14 protein-coding genes are annotated in these 15,994 nt (G+C 38.6%); 6 read left to right on the forward strand and 8 right to left on the reverse strand.

All coding sequences use genetic code 11. The features are described from left to right. The first annotated feature begins 216 nt into the window (after positions 1-216). Positions 217-645 carry a hypothetical protein gene (locus ACU5DF_RS08675; RefSeq protein ID WP_446712575.1) on the forward strand — a complete coding sequence of 143 codons (429 nt, stop codon included), beginning with the start codon at positions 217-219 and terminating at the stop codon, positions 643-645. Between the two features lie 123 nt (positions 646-768). On the opposite strand, the gene purB is transcribed toward ACU5DF_RS08675, so the two are convergent. From purB to norR, 4 genes are all read right to left on the reverse strand, one after another. Beyond that, on the reverse strand, positions 769-2,139 hold the full coding sequence (gene purB, locus ACU5DF_RS08680; RefSeq protein ID WP_446712576.1) for an adenylosuccinate lyase: 1,371 nt from the start codon (positions 2,137-2,139) through the stop codon (positions 769-771). Positions 2,140-2,209: 70 nt separating this feature from the next. Beyond that, entirely contained in the window at positions 2,210-2,827 is a 618-nt protein-coding gene (gene hflD / locus ACU5DF_RS08685; RefSeq protein ID WP_446704351.1) for a high frequency lysogenization protein HflD, read from the reverse strand. Positions 2,828-2,839: 12 nt separating this feature from the next. Then, positions 2,840-3,964: a tRNA 2-thiouridine(34) synthase MnmA gene (mnmA, locus tag ACU5DF_RS08690; RefSeq protein ID WP_446712577.1), complete on the reverse strand. Its 1,125-nt coding sequence runs from the start codon at positions 3,962-3,964 to the stop codon at positions 2,840-2,842. 116 nt (positions 3,965-4,080) lie between these two features. Next, a complete protein-coding gene (norR, locus tag ACU5DF_RS08695) occupies positions 4,081-5,619 on the reverse strand; it encodes a nitric oxide reductase transcriptional regulator NorR (RefSeq protein ID WP_446712578.1) in 1,539 nt (512 codons plus the stop codon). Between the two features lie 187 nt (positions 5,620-5,806). Between norR and norV the strand changes: the two genes are divergently transcribed. From norV to ACU5DF_RS08710, 3 genes are read left to right on the forward strand one after another with little or no spacing between them, the layout of a single operon-like run. After that, positions 5,807-7,342, forward strand: a complete 1,536-nt coding sequence (gene norV / locus ACU5DF_RS08700) for an anaerobic nitric oxide reductase flavorubredoxin (protein ID WP_446712579.1) — start codon at positions 5,807-5,809, stop codon at positions 7,340-7,342. Positions 7,343-7,356: 14 nt separating this feature from the next. Beyond that, on the forward strand, positions 7,357-8,502 hold the full coding sequence (gene norW, locus ACU5DF_RS08705; protein WP_446714212.1) for an NADH:flavorubredoxin reductase NorW: 1,146 nt from the start codon (positions 7,357-7,359) through the stop codon (positions 8,500-8,502). An 11-nt stretch (positions 8,503-8,513) separates the two neighbouring features. Then, positions 8,514-8,762 (forward strand): TehB-like domain-containing protein, encoded by a 249-nt coding sequence (locus ACU5DF_RS08710; protein WP_446712580.1) that lies wholly within the window; start codon positions 8,514-8,516, stop codon positions 8,760-8,762. A 96-nt stretch (positions 8,763-8,858) separates the two neighbouring features. Here the strand turns inward: ACU5DF_RS08710 and ACU5DF_RS08715 are convergent, their stop codons facing one another. Continuing rightward, positions 8,859-10,475, reverse strand: a complete 1,617-nt coding sequence (locus ACU5DF_RS08715; protein ID WP_446712581.1) for a methyl-accepting chemotaxis protein — start codon at positions 10,473-10,475, stop codon at positions 8,859-8,861. 179 nt (positions 10,476-10,654) lie between these two features. Here ACU5DF_RS08715 and ACU5DF_RS08720 point away from each other — a divergent pair, with 179 nt between their 5' ends. Beyond that, positions 10,655-10,927 carry a hypothetical protein gene (locus ACU5DF_RS08720; RefSeq protein ID WP_446704345.1) on the forward strand — a complete coding sequence of 91 codons (273 nt, stop codon included), beginning with the start codon at positions 10,655-10,657 and terminating at the stop codon, positions 10,925-10,927. A 114-nt stretch (positions 10,928-11,041) separates the two neighbouring features. Here the strand turns inward: ACU5DF_RS08720 and ACU5DF_RS08725 are convergent, their stop codons facing one another. Together ACU5DF_RS08725 and ACU5DF_RS08730 are read right to left on the reverse strand one after the other, a co-directional pair. Continuing rightward, complete coding sequence (locus tag ACU5DF_RS08725) at positions 11,042-11,215, reverse strand: hypothetical protein (RefSeq protein ID WP_446704344.1); 174 nt, start codon at positions 11,213-11,215, stop codon at positions 11,042-11,044. A 105-nt stretch (positions 11,216-11,320) separates the two neighbouring features. Further along, complete coding sequence (locus ACU5DF_RS08730; protein WP_446712582.1) at positions 11,321-11,941, reverse strand: pseudouridine synthase; 621 nt, start codon at positions 11,939-11,941, stop codon at positions 11,321-11,323. Between the two features lie 213 nt (positions 11,942-12,154). Here ACU5DF_RS08730 and ACU5DF_RS08735 point away from each other — a divergent pair, with 213 nt between their 5' ends. Continuing rightward, positions 12,155-14,383 carry an NADP-dependent isocitrate dehydrogenase gene (locus ACU5DF_RS08735; RefSeq protein WP_446712583.1) on the forward strand — a complete coding sequence of 743 codons (2,229 nt, stop codon included), beginning with the start codon at positions 12,155-12,157 and terminating at the stop codon, positions 14,381-14,383. A gap of 89 nt (positions 14,384-14,472) precedes the next feature. Here ACU5DF_RS08735 and ACU5DF_RS08740 read toward each other — a convergent pair whose 3' ends face one another. Then, positions 14,473-15,990, reverse strand: coding sequence for a SpoVR family protein (locus tag ACU5DF_RS08740; protein ID WP_446712584.1), 1,518 nt, complete (start codon positions 15,988-15,990; stop codon positions 14,473-14,475). Between the last annotated feature and the right edge of the window lie 4 nt (positions 15,991-15,994).

The following is a 15,994-nucleotide window of genomic DNA, read 5'->3' on the forward strand; positions in this document are numbered from 1 at the left end:
GTAAACTCCGAGTGATTTTATATAATCAAGTATCGGCTTGAGGCTCATATACATTAGAGATTATAGACTATTAAATTAAGTAAGATGGTTCAGGTTGAGTTCATATTGGTGAGTTTATACTCTTTCATTAACACTTAGACACATGCTAATTATCTTATTTGAGTGATTTTCTGTTAGTCTGTTTTGATGGTATTTGTAATTTTATAGTGAGAAAAAATGAATAAAAAACTATTGTTACCTTTGTTATTTTCTATTGTTTTAGTAGGCTGTGAAGATGCAAACGAAGCGATTGATAAAGCACAAGACGCAGCAAATAAAGCAGTGGATATAGCTCAATCAAAATTAGAATCTGTGGATTTTAGTGAATTGAACATTGAACAGTTTGGTGATGCAGCTGTATCAGCGACTGAATTTGCAGAGTCAATCGATGAAGCGTTAAATGCGGATTACAGCAACCCTGAAGCCTTAATTGAAGTGAAAGAGCATATTGCTAATGCCTATAGCTGTTTGGTTGAAGCGTCATCAGAATCCACTGCGGAAGGTCTGGTGAATAAAGTGATGGCAACTCTCTCAAATGAGCAAGCACAAAGCTTAATTGAAAAAGGGATTGAACGCGCAAAAGATATGCAAGAGTGTGTGATGTAATTAGCATCATCTCTAATAAGAAAAAACTGAATAAAAAAGCCCTGTAACAGTACGCTTTAAAGGCGTTTGATACAGGGCTTTTTAGTGCTTGTTAATCTATCTGGTTAAAAATAACCGTAAAGATTACAGCTTATCAGTTAACTCGATAGCTTGACCGATGTAGTTTGCTGGCGTCATCTCTTTTAGACGAACTTTCTCATCTGCAGGGATTTCTAAACCGTCGATGAATGCACGCATGCCTTCGCCGTCGATACGCTTACCACGAGTCAGCTCTTTTAGTTTTTCGTATGGCTTTTCGATGCCGTAACGACGCATAACTGTTTGTACAGGTTCTGCAAGAACTTCCCAGTTTTTATCTAGTTCAGCTTCAAGTGCAGCACGGTTGATTTCTAATTTGCTAATGCCTTTTAGAGTCGACGTGTATGCAATGATAGCGTAGCCACAACCAACACCTAGGTTACGAAGAACCGTTGAGTCAGTTAGATCACGCTGCCAGCGAGATACTGGTAATTTTTGTGCTAGGTGGCTAAAGATAGCGTTAGCAAGACCTAGGTTACCTTCTGAGTTTTCAAAATCGATTGGGTTAACTTTATGCGGCATAGTTGAAGAGCCGATTTCGCCAGCAATCGTTTTTTGTTTGAAGTGACCAAGAGCAATGTAGCCCCAAACATCACGGTCAAAATCAAGAAGGATAGTGTTGAAACGTGCAATCGCATCAAATAGCTCAGCAATGTAGTCATGCGGTTCAATTTGAGTTGTGTATGGATTCCAGTTAACGCCTAGAGATTCAGTGATGAACTCTTCGCTAAATGCATGCCAATCAACATCTGGGTAAGCAGAAAGGTGAGCGTTATAGTTACCTACAGCGCCGTTGATTTTTGCTAAGATCTCAACGTTTTCGATTTGCTTATATTGACGTTCCATACGGTACGCAACGTTAGCCATTTCTTTACCCATAGTAGATGGAGAAGCTGGCTGGCCGTGTGTACGAGAAAGAAGTGGAATGTCACGGTACTCGTTAGCTAATGCTTTAATTGCATCAATAACGTTACGGATTTCAGGAAGAATCACAGTATCACGTGCTTCTTTAAGCATTAGAGCGTGAGATGTGTTGTTGATGTCTTCTGAAGTACATGCAAAGTGGATGAACTCATTGATAGCGTGAAGCTCAGGAACTTCAGCAACTTTTTCTTTAAGGAAATATTCAACAGCTTTAACATCGTGGTTAGTAGTGCGTTCAATTTCTTTGATACGCATAGCGTCTTCTTCACAGAAGTTAGCTGCGATATTATCTAAGAATTGATTCGCTTCTGCGCTTAATGTAGCCACTTCCGCAATCGATTGCGTAGCTGCTAATTTTTGAAGCCAACGAACTTCAACAACAGTGCGGTACTTTAGTAAGCCGTACTCACTAAAGATGCTGCGTAGAGAAATTGTTTTACTTCCGTAGCGACCATCTACAGGTGAAACAGCAGTTAATGCTGACAATTCCATGTGAATCTCCTAGATATCTATAAAGGTTAAAGGATAAAGCCTACCTGAGATTCAAGTAGGCTTTAATTTTTTAAATTCGAGCTAAAATAATTTTTGCTTGTTCTACCATTTTCTTACGGCCAAAAATCAAATGGCGACGCTTGCCACCTGTTTGACGCCATAATACAGCTGAACGAATACCTGAAAGTAGCAGGGAACGTACTTTATGCTGTGTCATTGATTGTTGTAAGATAGATGGTGTGCCAGTAACTTGGATGCGAGGGCCCATAGGGCTGATCACATCTAAATAAATACTGGCAATGTTACTGAGCATTTGTTCATCGTGAATATCAAAATGTTCAAGTTGACGCTCAATGGTACTAATGCGTTCACCAAGCTTGCTCATACCATCACGATGGCCTGCAAGTTTGCGCTCTAGCGCCATTAAACTGATCAAGTAGCGAGTTAATTCACTACCTGAAGGTGTATTGTCAAAATCTCGAACTAGACATTCTAAACCAATGCGCAAATTAGCTTCGTTGCCGTATACCGCAACGGTGTTATTTGGATTGGTTTCTAAAATAGATTGAATAGCAGTATCAAACGCAGCTTGATCACAGTGCCCATCTTTCGCCATTTTTTGTACTAAGCTTGCCGCTTGGCAAATGCCAGCAAATGCAATGGTTCTGTCAAATAAAGTGTTAGCCACGCTCGGAACTCCTTAAATACGCTCTTCGATGATACCGCCACCTAGGCAAATTTCACCTGAGTAGAAAACAGCAGATTGACCAGGAGTCACTGCAATTTGTGCTTCATCAAAAATCACTTTAATGTTTTCATCATCAATAGGGATGATAGTACAAGGGATATCAGTTTGACGGTAACGTGTTTTCACCGTGCAGCTCAATGGGGCTTTAATCGGAGTGCGATCAACCCAGTGCAGTTGAGAAGCTAATAGGCCTTGAGATTTTAGTAATGGGTGATCTTTACCTTGAACGGCAATTAACACATTACGTTTTAAATCTTTTTCACCAACGAACCATGGGTCTTCGTTACCGCCGCCGCCTTTAGAGCCACCGATGTGTAACCCTTTACGTTGGCCTAGAGTGTGGTACATCAAACCTTGGTGTTGACCAATGATGTTACCTTCTGGGGTTTCGATATTACCTGGTTGTGCTGGTAAGTATTTGCCTAAAAATTCAGTGAATTTACGCTCACCAATAAAGCAGATACCAGTAGAATCTTTTTTCTTCGCTGTGATCAAATCTTGCTCTTCAGCAATGCGGCGTACTTCTGGTTTTTCTAATTCACCAACAGGGAATAGGCTGCGAGATACTTGATCTGAGCTTAATGTGTATAGGAAGTAGCTTTGATCTTTGTTTGAATCTAAACCACGAAGCATTTCTGGCTTAGCGCCATTAGCGATTTCTTCTGCTGTTGGGAAAGTACGACGAACGTAGTGACCCATAGCAATGAAATCAGCATCTAGTACTTCATCAGCAAATTCTAAGAAAGCTTTAAATTTGATTTCTTTATTACATAGGATATCAGGGTTTGGCGTACGGCCCGCTTTGTATTCCTCTAAGAAATATTCAAAAACGTTATCCCAGTATTCAGATGCAAAGTTAATGGTGTGAAGGTGAATACCTAATTTGTCACACACCGCTTGTGCATCGGCTAAATCTTCGGCAGCAGTACAATATTCCTCGTTGTCATCTTCTTCCCAGTTTTTCATGAAAAGACCTTCAACTTGGTATCCTTGTTGCTGAAGTAGATAGGCTGATACTGAAGAATCTACACCACCGGACATACCGACGATGACTTTCTTTTGGCTGTTGTCTGACATTCTTTAACACCACTAATAAAACTTGAGGCAGATTCTAACAGAAAGAATATGCTCAGGACAGATCCGAGAGCAAAATCACATAATTATATCTGTGAAATAAAAAAGATTTTTTGGATTTATTCCTTAAGATTTAAGCGTTTTGCTAAACGATGTAAATTTCCCGTATCAACTTGTAATGCTCTTGCTGTTGCTGCCCAATTCTGTTGATGTTCTTGATACGTTTTTTGGATTAGTTTAGCTTGGAATTCATCCGTTGCTGAGCGTAATCCTTTACTGTATTCCAAATTCATTGTTTCTGTTGCTTGAGGTGCAAGTTCTTTACTGTTTGTTTCTTTTTGAATAAAAAAGTACGAAGTAGAGAGCGTTAAATCTGAATCAATACTTTGTGCTCTAGATAAAACAGCCGCTCGGCTTATGACGTGTTCTAATTCTCGAATATTACCAGGCCAAAGGTATGCATTAAGTAAGGTAATGGCTTCTGGTGTAATGCGAATGCTTGAGGCTCCTAGTTTAATACGACTCTTTTCGGCAAAGTAGCCAACAAGAAGAGTAATGTCACCTTCTCGGTCTCGCAGTGGTGGAACAAAAATAGGGAAGACACTTAAACGGTGGTACAAATCGGCTCTAAAATTCCCTTCTTTCACTTCTTCACTTAATGTTTTATTGGTCGCAGCAATAATACGGGTGTTTACTTTAATGTGATTATCATCCCCAATTCGTTGGATATCACCATATTGTAAAACGCGTAATAATTTGGCTTGTAGAGCTAAAGATAACTCACCAATTTCATCTAAAAATAACGTGCCATTATCGGCAGATTCAAATTTACCTTTACGGTTACTGATAGCACCAGTAAATGCCCCTTTTACATGACCAAACAGTTCACTTTCTGCGACCGATTCGGGTAAAGCGGCACAGTTTAAGTAGACTAAATTTTGATTCGCTCTTGAAGATTGTTCATGTAAAGCACTCGCTACTAACTCTTTACCTACCCCTGTTTCTCCTGTGATTAAGACTGATAATTCCGTATTTGCGACCGCTTTTATATTGGCTTTTAATTCTTTCATCGCTTTTGATTCACCAATCATCTCAACATTGTTCTGCTGTGCGCTTTCAAATGATGATCCTGTTGAGCTGACAGAAGATTGATTCTCTAATTTTTCCATCAGTAATGCAGTGTTCAGACTGGTTGCTGCCAATGCACTGATGATCCTCAATTCTTTATTGGTAAAACTATTAAATTGAGCAGGATCGAAAGCATCAATTGTTACCGCGCCAATTAATCGTTCATTAACAAGTAAAGGAAGACCAATGCAAGAGTGCACATGGAGGAGATCTTTTTTATTTTTAATTAGTCCGTCATAAGGGTCTGGTAAGTCACTGTCTGGGGGGAAGCGAACAATATCACCAGCTCGTGCTATGGCCTCTAAACGAGGGTGTTGTGAAATAGCAAAACGACGGCCAATAACATCACTGTCTAATCCGTTGGTTGCAAGCGGTGAGAAGTATTGGTTTTTAAATAAGAGTAAAGCTGAAGCATCGCATTTTAACGCATTTCGAATGGTTGATAATAAGCGTTCAAAGCGGTCTTTATTTGATAATCCAGAGGTTAAATCCAGTGCGATTTGAACCCATTCATCTTTGATGTTTTTCATGACAACTCCATAGCGCTTAATACTGTTAATTTGACAATTGTACTGTCATTTTAACAAAAGTAAACAATTGTCATTATGACATTGATTGTTTGTTTTTTATTTAAATTGCTTAAAAATCAACATGATAAAATCTGGCACGCTCAATGCAATATGTGTTGTAACGCTAATAATTAAATGAGAAAAAACAATGACTATTCATATTAAAAACAATGTTAACTGGGTTGGCCAACGTGATTGGGAAGTATCTGATTTCCATGGTACTGAATTTAAAATGACCAAAGGCACAAGCTATAACAGTTATCTTATTCAAGAAGAAAAAACAGTATTAATCGATACGGTTGATCATCGTTTTAGTCATCAATTCATTCAAAATTTAGAAATGGAAATTGATCTTGCGAGCATTGATTACATCGTAATTAACCATGCAGAAGAAGACCATGCAGGTGCGCTTGCTGCATTACTGGAAAAAATTCCAGGAACTCCGATTTATTGTACTGAAAACGCGATTGATTCAATTGTTGGTCACCACCATCATCCTGAATGGAATTTTAATCCAATTAAAACGGGCGATGCGTTAGATATAGGTAATGGCAAGCAATTGATTTTTGTTGAAGCGCCAATGCTGCATTGGCCAGATAGCATGATGACGTACTTAACAGGTGATGCGATTTTATTTAGTAATGATGCATTTGGTCAACACTATTGTGATGAGCGTTTGTTTAATGACGAAGTCGATCAAACAGAGTTGATGGATCAATGTTTACGTTATTACGCCAATATCCTTACGCCATTTAGTGCGTTAGTGACGGCAAAAATTAAAGAAGTATTAAGCTTTAATTTACCGGTAGACATGATTGCAACCTCTCATGGTTGTGTATGGAGAGATAACCCAACTCAAATTATCCATCAATATTTAGAGTGGGCTGATAATTATCAAGAAGATCGTATCACTATTTTCTATGATTCTATGTCAAACAACACTCGTATGATGGCAGATGCGATTGCTCAAGGTATTCATGATATTGATCCTGCTGTTGCGGTCAAAGTATTCAATGTTTCTCGCCAAGATAAGAATGACATTTTAACCAGTGTTTTCCGCTCAAAAGGGATCCTTGTTGGCTCATCAACCATGAACAATGTGATGATGCCTAAAATTGCTGGCATGTTAGAAGAAATTACAGGCCTTCGATTTAGAGCGAAAAAAGCAGGTGCATTTGGCAGTTACGGCTGGAATGGTGGTGCTGTTGATAGAATTCATTCTCGCTTAACTGATGCTGGTTTTGAAACCGCAGTGGGTCTAAAAGCGAAATGGCGTCCAGATGGTAAAGCGATGCAATTATGCCGAGAGCATGGACAATTTCTTGCAAAACAGTGGGCACTAAAACCACTAACTACAACGTTTAATACGATTAATGTAGAAAAAAAAGAACAAACAACAAAAGTCATTGAACCAACAGCGACTAAAGCAGTAAAAGTTCAAGATCCAGTTGTTGTAGTTGAACCTTCTGTAGAGTTATCTACTGAAAACAAAGAGACGTCGATAGCAGCACTAAGTGACTCCAAACAATGCATGTTATGTACTGTATGTAATTGGGTATATGACCCAGAGCTTGGTGAACCAAATCAAGGAGTCGAGCCTAATACCCCTTGGGAAGAAGTGCCTGATTATTTCTTATGTCCTGAGTGTCATCTTGGTAAAGACGTATTTGTTGAAATTAAGTAGTTGGAGGATAAATGATGAGTTTACCTATCGTTATTATTGGTAGTGGTTTTGCGTCTTACCAATTAATTAAAACCATTCGTCGAACTAACAGTGATTGTCTAATTCATGTATTTACGAATGACAGTGGTGACGACTATAACAAGCCAGACTTGAGTCATGTATTTTCAAAACAGCAGAACCCAGAAGATGTGGTTACATTATCTGGCGGGGATTTTGCTGAGCAATACAATGTTATTTTACATACGCATGCCTTCGTTGAGTCGATAGATACTGAGAGCCAAACAATTACTGTAAATGGTGAGCTGCATACTTATGGAAAGTTAGTATTAGCGACAGGCTCCCAAACATTTATCCCACCTTTTCATGGTGATGGATGTGAAGATATCCTGACGTTAAATAGCCTAAAAGAATTTTCCGGTATTCAACAAAAAGTATTGGGATCTAAAAAAGTACTTGTTGTTGGTGGTGGTTTAATTGGCACTGAACTCGCGATGGATTTAGCGAATTCAGGAAAAATGGTTACTTTGGTTGAACCAAATAGCCATTTACTCGCCAATATGATCCCTGACTTTATTTCACTGCCACTTGAAAAAGCATGCAGAGAAAAAGGGGTCACCGTCACTTTGTCGGATTGTGTGCAAGCGGTAAATAAACAAGATAACGGATATCGAGTAACGACAACGAATGGTCAATCGTACTTAGTGGATTGCGTTATATCAGCCGCTGGCCTAAAACCAAATACGAACCTAGCAAGAGAGACGAATATTATGGTTAATCGAGGGATTGTGGTTGACTCAATACTGCAAACGTCAGCGAATAATGTCTATGCATTAGGTGATTGTGCCGAAATAGAAGGCAAGGTAATGTCATACCTACAACCTATCTTATTAAGTGCGAATGCGTTAGCAAAAACCTTATTAGGAACTGAGACGATGCTTGAATTACCAAATATGATGGTGAAGGTGAAAACACCGCATTATCCAATACAACTTGCGGGTAATACATCAGTCGACATTGATCGTTGGGCTGTTGATATTGATACTAAAGGGCTATGTGCTAAAGCTTACAACGCCAATAATCAGTTAACAGGATTTGTGGTAACCAATGAATTAGTTAAGAACGCATTTCCTTTATTTAGAGAGATAAATACGACGAATTAAAGAGGTGAACTATGACAGAAATTCCTCATGGCTTAATTAAAGGTGTTGTTTTAAAGCGTCATGACTGGACAACACGCTTGTTTAGTTTGTTTGTTGAAGCGACAGAACCTGAAATAAAAGTTGTAATTAATGCAGGGCAGTTTGCTACAAGTCCACCGCAGTATTGGCACCGTATTGAGTTAAGTGATGATGCTCAATTCAATATCAATTTTTGGTCAGATCAAGATAAAACAGGCAAGAAAATGTTCAGTGCTAAATAATTTGGATAGTTCATAAAAAATGACACCTCAACAAATTGTTTTGGTGTCATTCATACTGACTTCATTTGCTATAAATACTAGCTTTACATGAATACGTTACACTTTAAATTGTTTTACAATCTTTTTAAGATTAGAAGCTAGATTTGCTACGTTTTCGCTCTCACGTGACGTTTCCTCTGCTCCTGATGCCGTTGTTTCTGCTGCATGGCTGATATTTACAATGTTGGTATTAATCTCTTCAGCCACCGCGCCTTGCTCTTCTGCCGCTGTTGCTATTTGAGTATTCATATCACTAATTTGAGTGACTGAGTCGGTAATTGCAGTTAAAGCCTCACCTGCGATACGTGCATTATCTACGCTATCATTCGCGTACGTTTGACTTTGCTGCATCACTGACACTGCCGTTTTCGTACCTTGTTGAAGTTTTTCAATCATCTGTTGAATTTCTTCGGTTGATTCTTGAGTACGACTAGCAAGAGAGCGTACTTCATCAGCAACTACGGCAAAGCCACGGCCTTGTTCACCTGCTCGTGCTGCTTCAATGGCAGCATTTAGAGCAAGTAGATTAGTTTGCTCTGCAATCCCTTTGATCACATCAAGAATAGACCCAATTTGATGACTGTCGTGTTCTAGGTTGTTAATGACACTAGATGCGCGTTCAATCTCTTGCGCTAAGGTTTCTATGGTTTTAATTGTGCTGTTGACGACTTGTTTGCCTTGTTGTGCTTCTTTATCTGTTTCTAGAGCAAAAGATTCGGCGTTATTTGCATTTTGGGCCACTTCCATCACTGTTGATGTCATTTCATTCATTGCCGTTGCAACTAAGTCTAACTCTCGTTGTTGTTCATTTACTGAATGAAAAGTACTCGTGGTAATATTTGAAACTCCATCCGCAGTTGATGCTAATTGAGTTGAGGTGCTTGATACTGTTTTTATGCTTTCTTGAAAAGTACACAGCATTTTATCGATAGAGTTAGACAATTGGCCAATTTCATCTTTCGCATCTAGGTCGATTCTTTGAGTTAAATCTGAATTTTTTTGGATCTGTTCAACTGTACTTTTCGCTTTTTCTATACTAGATAGAATGCTCTTGATGATAATCAAGATTAAAGCAAAGTTTAAAATAAGAAAAAACACAGAAACGCCAAGAAGACGATTTTTCATCTGTTGTATAGAACCTAATGCTGAGCTATGAATTGTCTTTTTAACTGTGTCTTCTAACTCAACCAATGACTTAAAGCTTACGCGAGCACTATTGGCTAACGGTGATGCTCCCGTTTTGTAGCCTTGCCAAGTGTCTTGTAAAACTTCAGGTGTACGATCTATATGTTGAATAGCTGCCATACGCTGGCGACCATCATTTAAAAATGCCATCGTATCTTTTTCTGAACGTTTTGCTAGCTGAGTTAGTTGTTTAGCTACTTTCTTATCTCTCAGCTTTGATGCTGCTTGCGTGAAATTGGCAAAATGAGAATCGATAGCATCAATGTAATTTTCAAGTTTAGTGAAATTTTTATTAAAATCATCACCAAGCATAATACTGCGAGTTAAACGAGAGGTGTAGTTCATGTCTCGATTAATCATTAAAATGTATTTTTGACTTTCAACAGCAGCTTGGTCGTACTCGTTAAAGCTCTGTTCTGTTTTTCCTGAATTGTTAAATGCGACAAAAATCAATGAGCAGCTTGAAATAATGATTAAAACAAGAATCATAATGAGTTTCTGTTTTATAGTGAAATTGTTAAGCATATTGAGACTCTATTTAATTAGAAAGTATAATTATTAATTACAACTGGTACTATTGGCATAGTGTACTATATATTTAGAGTTTATTTGGTTTTTTTATCGTTTGGTTGTGGCATAGTATGCGAAATTATAGAGTGAGAAGTAAGATGACAGATCAACAAGACGATTTCATGACTGAAGAAACATTGATTGAAACCGTAAAAAATCAAATCGAAGACGGTAACCCAGTTGCAGTTAAAGAGACATTAATGCGCTTGGTAATGACCGGTAATCCACGCGAAGATGCAATTGAAATGATGGCGTGTGCGTTAGCTGTTGAAGTGTTTGATGTGATGAAAAATGGCGCAGAGTTTAATCAAAAGCGCTATAAAGAAAATTTAGAATCATTACCAGATATGAGTTTTATGGGTGATGAATAAAATCAATATTTAAGGGCAGTAAGTTGTCTTTTTGATATTGAAACTAAGGCCTGATAGTTGTGACTCTATCAAGCCTTTTTTATTTTTTACTCCGTTACTCTAAGCTTAGCTTAACTAATCAGCACAGCCAATTTCACCTGTTAGCATACAGTTTTTTTGTTGTTTTTCTTGGTTCTTATAATGCTCGTTAGTAAGTTCTGTAGAGTTTATATCCGCTCTATCTGCGGGAGCACAGGCAGATAATAATAGTACACTAGCAATCCCTGCTACCTTAATGATTACATTCATTTTTATTCCTTATAACTTTTTATTGTCTTTTCTTGATTCTAAGTGAAAAAGTACTAAACGTGTAGCTGTTTTTTAACTTATCATTTACATGTATTATTGTTGTGACTACAGGGTGACTTCTTTCCACTCTCCGTGAGGGATATCTTTTATAGTCCAATCGCCCATTGAGTAACGAATTAAACGTAATGTTGGGAAGCCAATGTGTGCAGTCATGCGTCGAACTTGACGATTACGGCCTTCAATAATCGTTATTGCAATCCAAGTGGTTGGAATGGCAGCTCGGAATCGAACCGGAGGATTACGCTCCCATAAATCAGGTTCTGCCATCATTTCTACTTTTGCTGGCAGTGTCATGCCATCTTTCAACTCGACTCCTTGACGAAGTTTTTCTAAATCTTCTTCAGTTGGATCGCCTTCAACTTGTACCCAATAGGTTTTTGGTGATTTCGACTCAGGTTGTGTTAAACGAGCTTGCAGGACACCATCATTGGTCAAGATTAATAAACCTTCGCTATCGCGATCAAGGCGACCAGCGGCATAAACATCTTTTACTGAAATAAAATCTGCGAGCGTCTGGCGATGTTGGTCATCAGTAAATTGACTCAATACATCAAAAGGTTTATTAAAGATAAGGACTTTACGATCTTTTGGTGCAGGGCGTGGCTTTTGAGTCGCTTTTTTCTTAAAAGCTGGTTTTTTCCAATTAGGGGAACGCTTGAATGTCATGTTAACTACCTTGCAAAATTGTAAAGCTTTTGTGGCGTTTAGTTTTAAAGTTCGCCGCTTTTCGCTATAGTACGCGCGTGAAACAAGAGACTAATAAAAATAATACCAATGCAATTAATTAGATAATTACTAGAATTGGTATCTAAAGTCGGTAAATTACAAAGCCTATTATACGTTTTGTTACGGGTTTTGTAGATTAAATAGGGAAATTAAATGACAACGCAAAAATCTACTATTATTTATACTATCACTGATGAAGCGCCAGCACTGGCGACGCATTCATTGCTTCCAATTATTCAAGCATTTGCAGCGTCATCGGATATTGACGTTGATACACGCGACATATCACTTGCTGGTCGTGTTATTGCAAGCTTTCCTGAATACTTAACGGAAGAACAACGCATTAGTGATGCATTAGCTGAGCTTGGTGAATTAGCAAAAACACCAGAAGCAAATATCATTAAACTTCCAAATATTAGTGCGTCAATTCCTCAGCTTCACGCGGTAATTAAAGAGCTTCAAGCAAAAGGCTATGCTCTACCTAACTACCCAGAAGAAGCAAAAACAGAGGAAGAAAAAGCGGTTAAGACCGTTTACGATAAAATTAAAGGCTCTGCGGTAAACCCTGTTCTTCGTGAAGGTAACTCTGATCGTCGTGCGCCTGGTGCGGTTAAGCAATATGCTCGTAATAACCCACATTCAATGGGTGCATGGGCTTCAGATTCTAAATCACACGTTGCAAGTATGAGTGAAGGTGATTTTTACTCAAGCGAAAAATCAGTAACGATTGATGGTGCAACAAATGTAACTATCGAGTTTGTTGCTGCTAATGGTGGTGTGACGGTTCTGAAAGAAGGTTTGGCACTGAAAGATAAAGAGATCATTGATGGCTCTTGCCTGAGTAAAAAAGCGTTAGTTGAATTTTTTGAAGCTGAGATCAAAAAAGCCAAAGAAGAAGACGTATTGCTTTCTTTACATATGAAAGCAACCATGATGAAAGTATCAGATCCTGTTATTTTTGGTCATGCAGTTAAAGTTTTCTATAAAGATGTATTTGCAAAACACGCAGCAACTTTTGAAAAACTGGGTGTTGATGCAAATAATGGTGTAGGTGATGTTTACACTAAAATAGCATCATTGCCAGAAGCTGAAAAAGCAGTGATTGAAGCTGATCTTGCCGCGGTATATGAATACCAACCTGAACTTGCAATGGTGGATTCAGATCGTGGTATTACGAACCTTCATGTACCAAGTGATGTGATTATCGATGCTTCTATGCCTGCTGCACTACGTACTTCTGGTCGTATGTGGGGTCCAGATGGTCAATTGAAAGACACTAAAGCGATGATCCCAGATCGTTGTTATGCTGGTGTTTATCAATCAGTTATTGAGTTCTGTAAAGCGAATGGTGCGTTTGACCCAACAACGATGGGTTCAGTACCAAACGTAGGCTTGATGGCTCAAAAAGCAGAAGAATACGGTTCTCATGATAAGACGTTCATTCTTCCTGAAGCGGGAACAGTGCGAGTGATTGATGGAGCAGGTTCTGCTCTGATTGAGCATTCTGTGGGCGAAGGCGATATCTGGCGTATGTGTCAGGCGAAAGATGCACCAATTCAAGATTGGGTTAAATTAGCAGTAAACCGTGCTCGAGCAACAGGTACACCTGCAATTTTCTGGCTTGATGCAAATCGTGCTCATGATGCAGAGTTGATTAAGAAGGTAAATACTTACCTTGCCGATCACGATACAGCTGGCCTTGATATTCAAATACTGTCTCCTGTTGCAGCCACTGAATATACGTTAGCGCGTATTATTAAAGGTGAAGATACGATTTCAGTAACAGGTAATGTACTGCGTGATTACCTAACGGATTTATTCCCAATTCTAGAGCTTGGTACATCAGCGAAAATGCTGTCTATTGTTCCTCTTATGAATGGTGGTGGCCTATTTGAAACGGGTGCGGGCGGTTCTGCTCCAAAACACGTTCAGCAGTTTGAAAAAGAAAACCATTTACGTTGGGATTCTTTAGGTGAGTTCTTAGCATTAGCTGCATCGTTTGAGCATTTAAGCGTTACGACTGGCAATGCAAAAGCACAAATCCTTGCAGATACGTTAGATGCTGCGACATCTAAGTTTCTTGAGACAAACAAATCACCATCACGTCGTGTCGGTGAGTTAGATAACCGTGGTAGTCACTTCTACTTAGCTATGTATTGGGCTCAAGAGCTAGCAGCACAAACAAAAGATGCAGAGCTTCAAGCTTACTTTGGTTCTTTAGCTGAGACATTAACGTCTAATGAAACTAAGATTGTTGATGAGCTAAATGCAGCACAAGGTGAGGCTGGTGATGTTGGCGGTTATTTCCAACCAGTTGTTGAACTAGCAGCGAAAGAAATGCGTCCAAGTACAACATTAAACGCAGCATTAGCGTCACTATAATCCATCAATTATTTATTATAGTAGTTAGATAAAATAAAGCCTTGAGATAGTGATATCTCAAGGCTTTTTCTATTTTACTGCGATTGATATTAAATACTTGTATTGTAATAGTTACGTTTTGGGCAAGAAGAGATAATTTCTGCTCGATTAAATGAAATGATCTCTTCAAGAATTACATCAAATCCCCATAAACGATGTAAATGTTTCATCACCTCAGTATGACTTTTATCCAATGGGATCCTATTGTAGGGAATATGTCTGAGTGTTAAAGAGCGGTCTCCTCGAACATCAACATTCCATACCTGAATATTAGGTTCAAGGTTACTCAAGTTATATTGGGCTGCTAACTTCTCTCTTATTTCACGATAACCAGTTTCATCGTGAATAGCATTAACCTCAATATGTTTATTTTTATCATTATCTAAAATAGAAAATAACTTAAATTCACGTATGAGTTTAGGAGATAAATATTGGCTAATAAAACTCTCATCTTTAAAGTTATGCATAGCAAAGTGGACAGCATCAAGCCAATCGCTACCTGCTAAATCAGGAAACCACTCTTTATCCTCATCGGTTGGTTCTTCACATATTCGACGAATGTCTTGGAACATAGCAAACCCAAGAGCATAAGGGTTAATACCACTGTAATAAGGGCTGTTATAGGCTGGTTGAGCAACCACATTAGTATGACTATGTAGGAATTCTAAAATAAATTTTTCAGAGACGAGTCCATCATCATATAAATGGTTCAAAATAGTATAGTGCCAGAAGGTAGCCCAGCCTTCATTCATCACTTGAGTTTGTTTTTGTGGGTAAAAATATTGGCTTATTTTCCTGATTATTCGAACCACTTCTCGTTGCCATGACTCTAATAATGGTGCGTGTTTCTCTATGAAATAAAGAATGTTTTCTTGCGGTTCGGAAGGGAAACGAATTTTTTCTTCACTGTTTTCTTCTTTTGATTTTGGTACGGTTCGCCATAGGTCATTTACTTGGGATTGAAGATAGGCTTCTCTGTCTTCTTGGCGGATTTTCTCTTCTGCGATTGAGATTTTCTCTGGACGCTTATATCTGTCTACGCCATAGTTCATTAAGGCATGGCAAGAATCGAGGATCTTTTCTACTTCATCGACCCCATATTTTTCTTCACATTGAGTTAGGTATTGTTGAGCGAACAGTAAATAATCAACAATAGAACTGGCGTCTGTCCATGTTTGGAATAGATAATTACCTTTAAAAAAAGAATTATGCCCATAGCAGGCGTGAGCCATAACTAAAGCCTGCATTGTGATGGTGTTCTCTTCCATTAAATAAGCAATACATGGGGAAGAATTGATCACTATTTCATAGGCTAATCCCATCTGCCCATGTTTATAGTTTTGTTCTGTTTGAATGAATTTTTTACCAAAAGACCAGTGGTGGTAATTAATTGGCATACCGACACTGGAGTAAGCATCCATCATTTGTTCAGCGGTAATAATCTCAATCTGATTGGGATAAGTATCTAGGCGATAAAATTCGGCGACCTTTTTTATCTCAACATGGTATTGCTCTAGCATTTGAAAGGTCCAATCTGGCCCGTCAGGTAGCATTGCTTTCCTTTTCATAGTG

This window comes from Aliivibrio wodanis (genome assembly GCF_052920805.1).

What these genes read in the sequence shown, in the direction of transcription:
- ACU5DF_RS08715 (WP_446712581.1), bottom strand. Translation starts at nt 10,475, where the DNA reads ATGATTCTTGTTTTAATCATTATTTCAAGCTGCTCATTGATTTTTGTC.
- purB (WP_446712576.1), bottom strand. Translation starts at nt 2,139, where the DNA reads ATGGAATTGTCAGCATTAACTGCTGTTTCACCTGTAGATGGTCGCTAC.
- norV (WP_446712579.1), top strand. Translation starts at nt 5,807, where the DNA reads ATGACTATTCATATTAAAAACAATGTTAACTGGGTTGGCCAACGTGAT.
- ACU5DF_RS08710 (WP_446712580.1), top strand. Translation starts at nt 8,514, where the DNA reads ATGACAGAAATTCCTCATGGCTTAATTAAAGGTGTTGTTTTAAAGCGT.
- ACU5DF_RS08720 (WP_446704345.1), top strand. Translation starts at nt 10,655, where the DNA reads ATGACAGATCAACAAGACGATTTCATGACTGAAGAAACATTGATTGAA.
- ACU5DF_RS08740 (WP_446712584.1), bottom strand. Translation starts at nt 15,990, where the DNA reads ATGAAAAGGAAAGCAATGCTACCTGACGGGCCAGATTGGACCTTTCAA.
- norR (WP_446712578.1), bottom strand. Translation starts at nt 5,619, where the DNA reads ATGAAAAACATCAAAGATGAATGGGTTCAAATCGCACTGGATTTAACC.
- ACU5DF_RS08725 (WP_446704344.1), bottom strand. Translation starts at nt 11,215, where the DNA reads ATGAATGTAATCATTAAGGTAGCAGGGATTGCTAGTGTACTATTATTA.
- ACU5DF_RS08735 (WP_446712583.1), top strand. Translation starts at nt 12,155, where the DNA reads ATGACAACGCAAAAATCTACTATTATTTATACTATCACTGATGAAGCG.
- norW (WP_446714212.1), top strand. Translation starts at nt 7,357, where the DNA reads ATGAGTTTACCTATCGTTATTATTGGTAGTGGTTTTGCGTCTTACCAA.
- mnmA (WP_446712577.1), bottom strand. Translation starts at nt 3,964, where the DNA reads ATGTCAGACAACAGCCAAAAGAAAGTCATCGTCGGTATGTCCGGTGGT.
- ACU5DF_RS08730 (WP_446712582.1), bottom strand. Translation starts at nt 11,941, where the DNA reads ATGACATTCAAGCGTTCCCCTAATTGGAAAAAACCAGCTTTTAAGAAA.
- ACU5DF_RS08675 (WP_446712575.1), top strand. Translation starts at nt 217, where the DNA reads ATGAATAAAAAACTATTGTTACCTTTGTTATTTTCTATTGTTTTAGTA.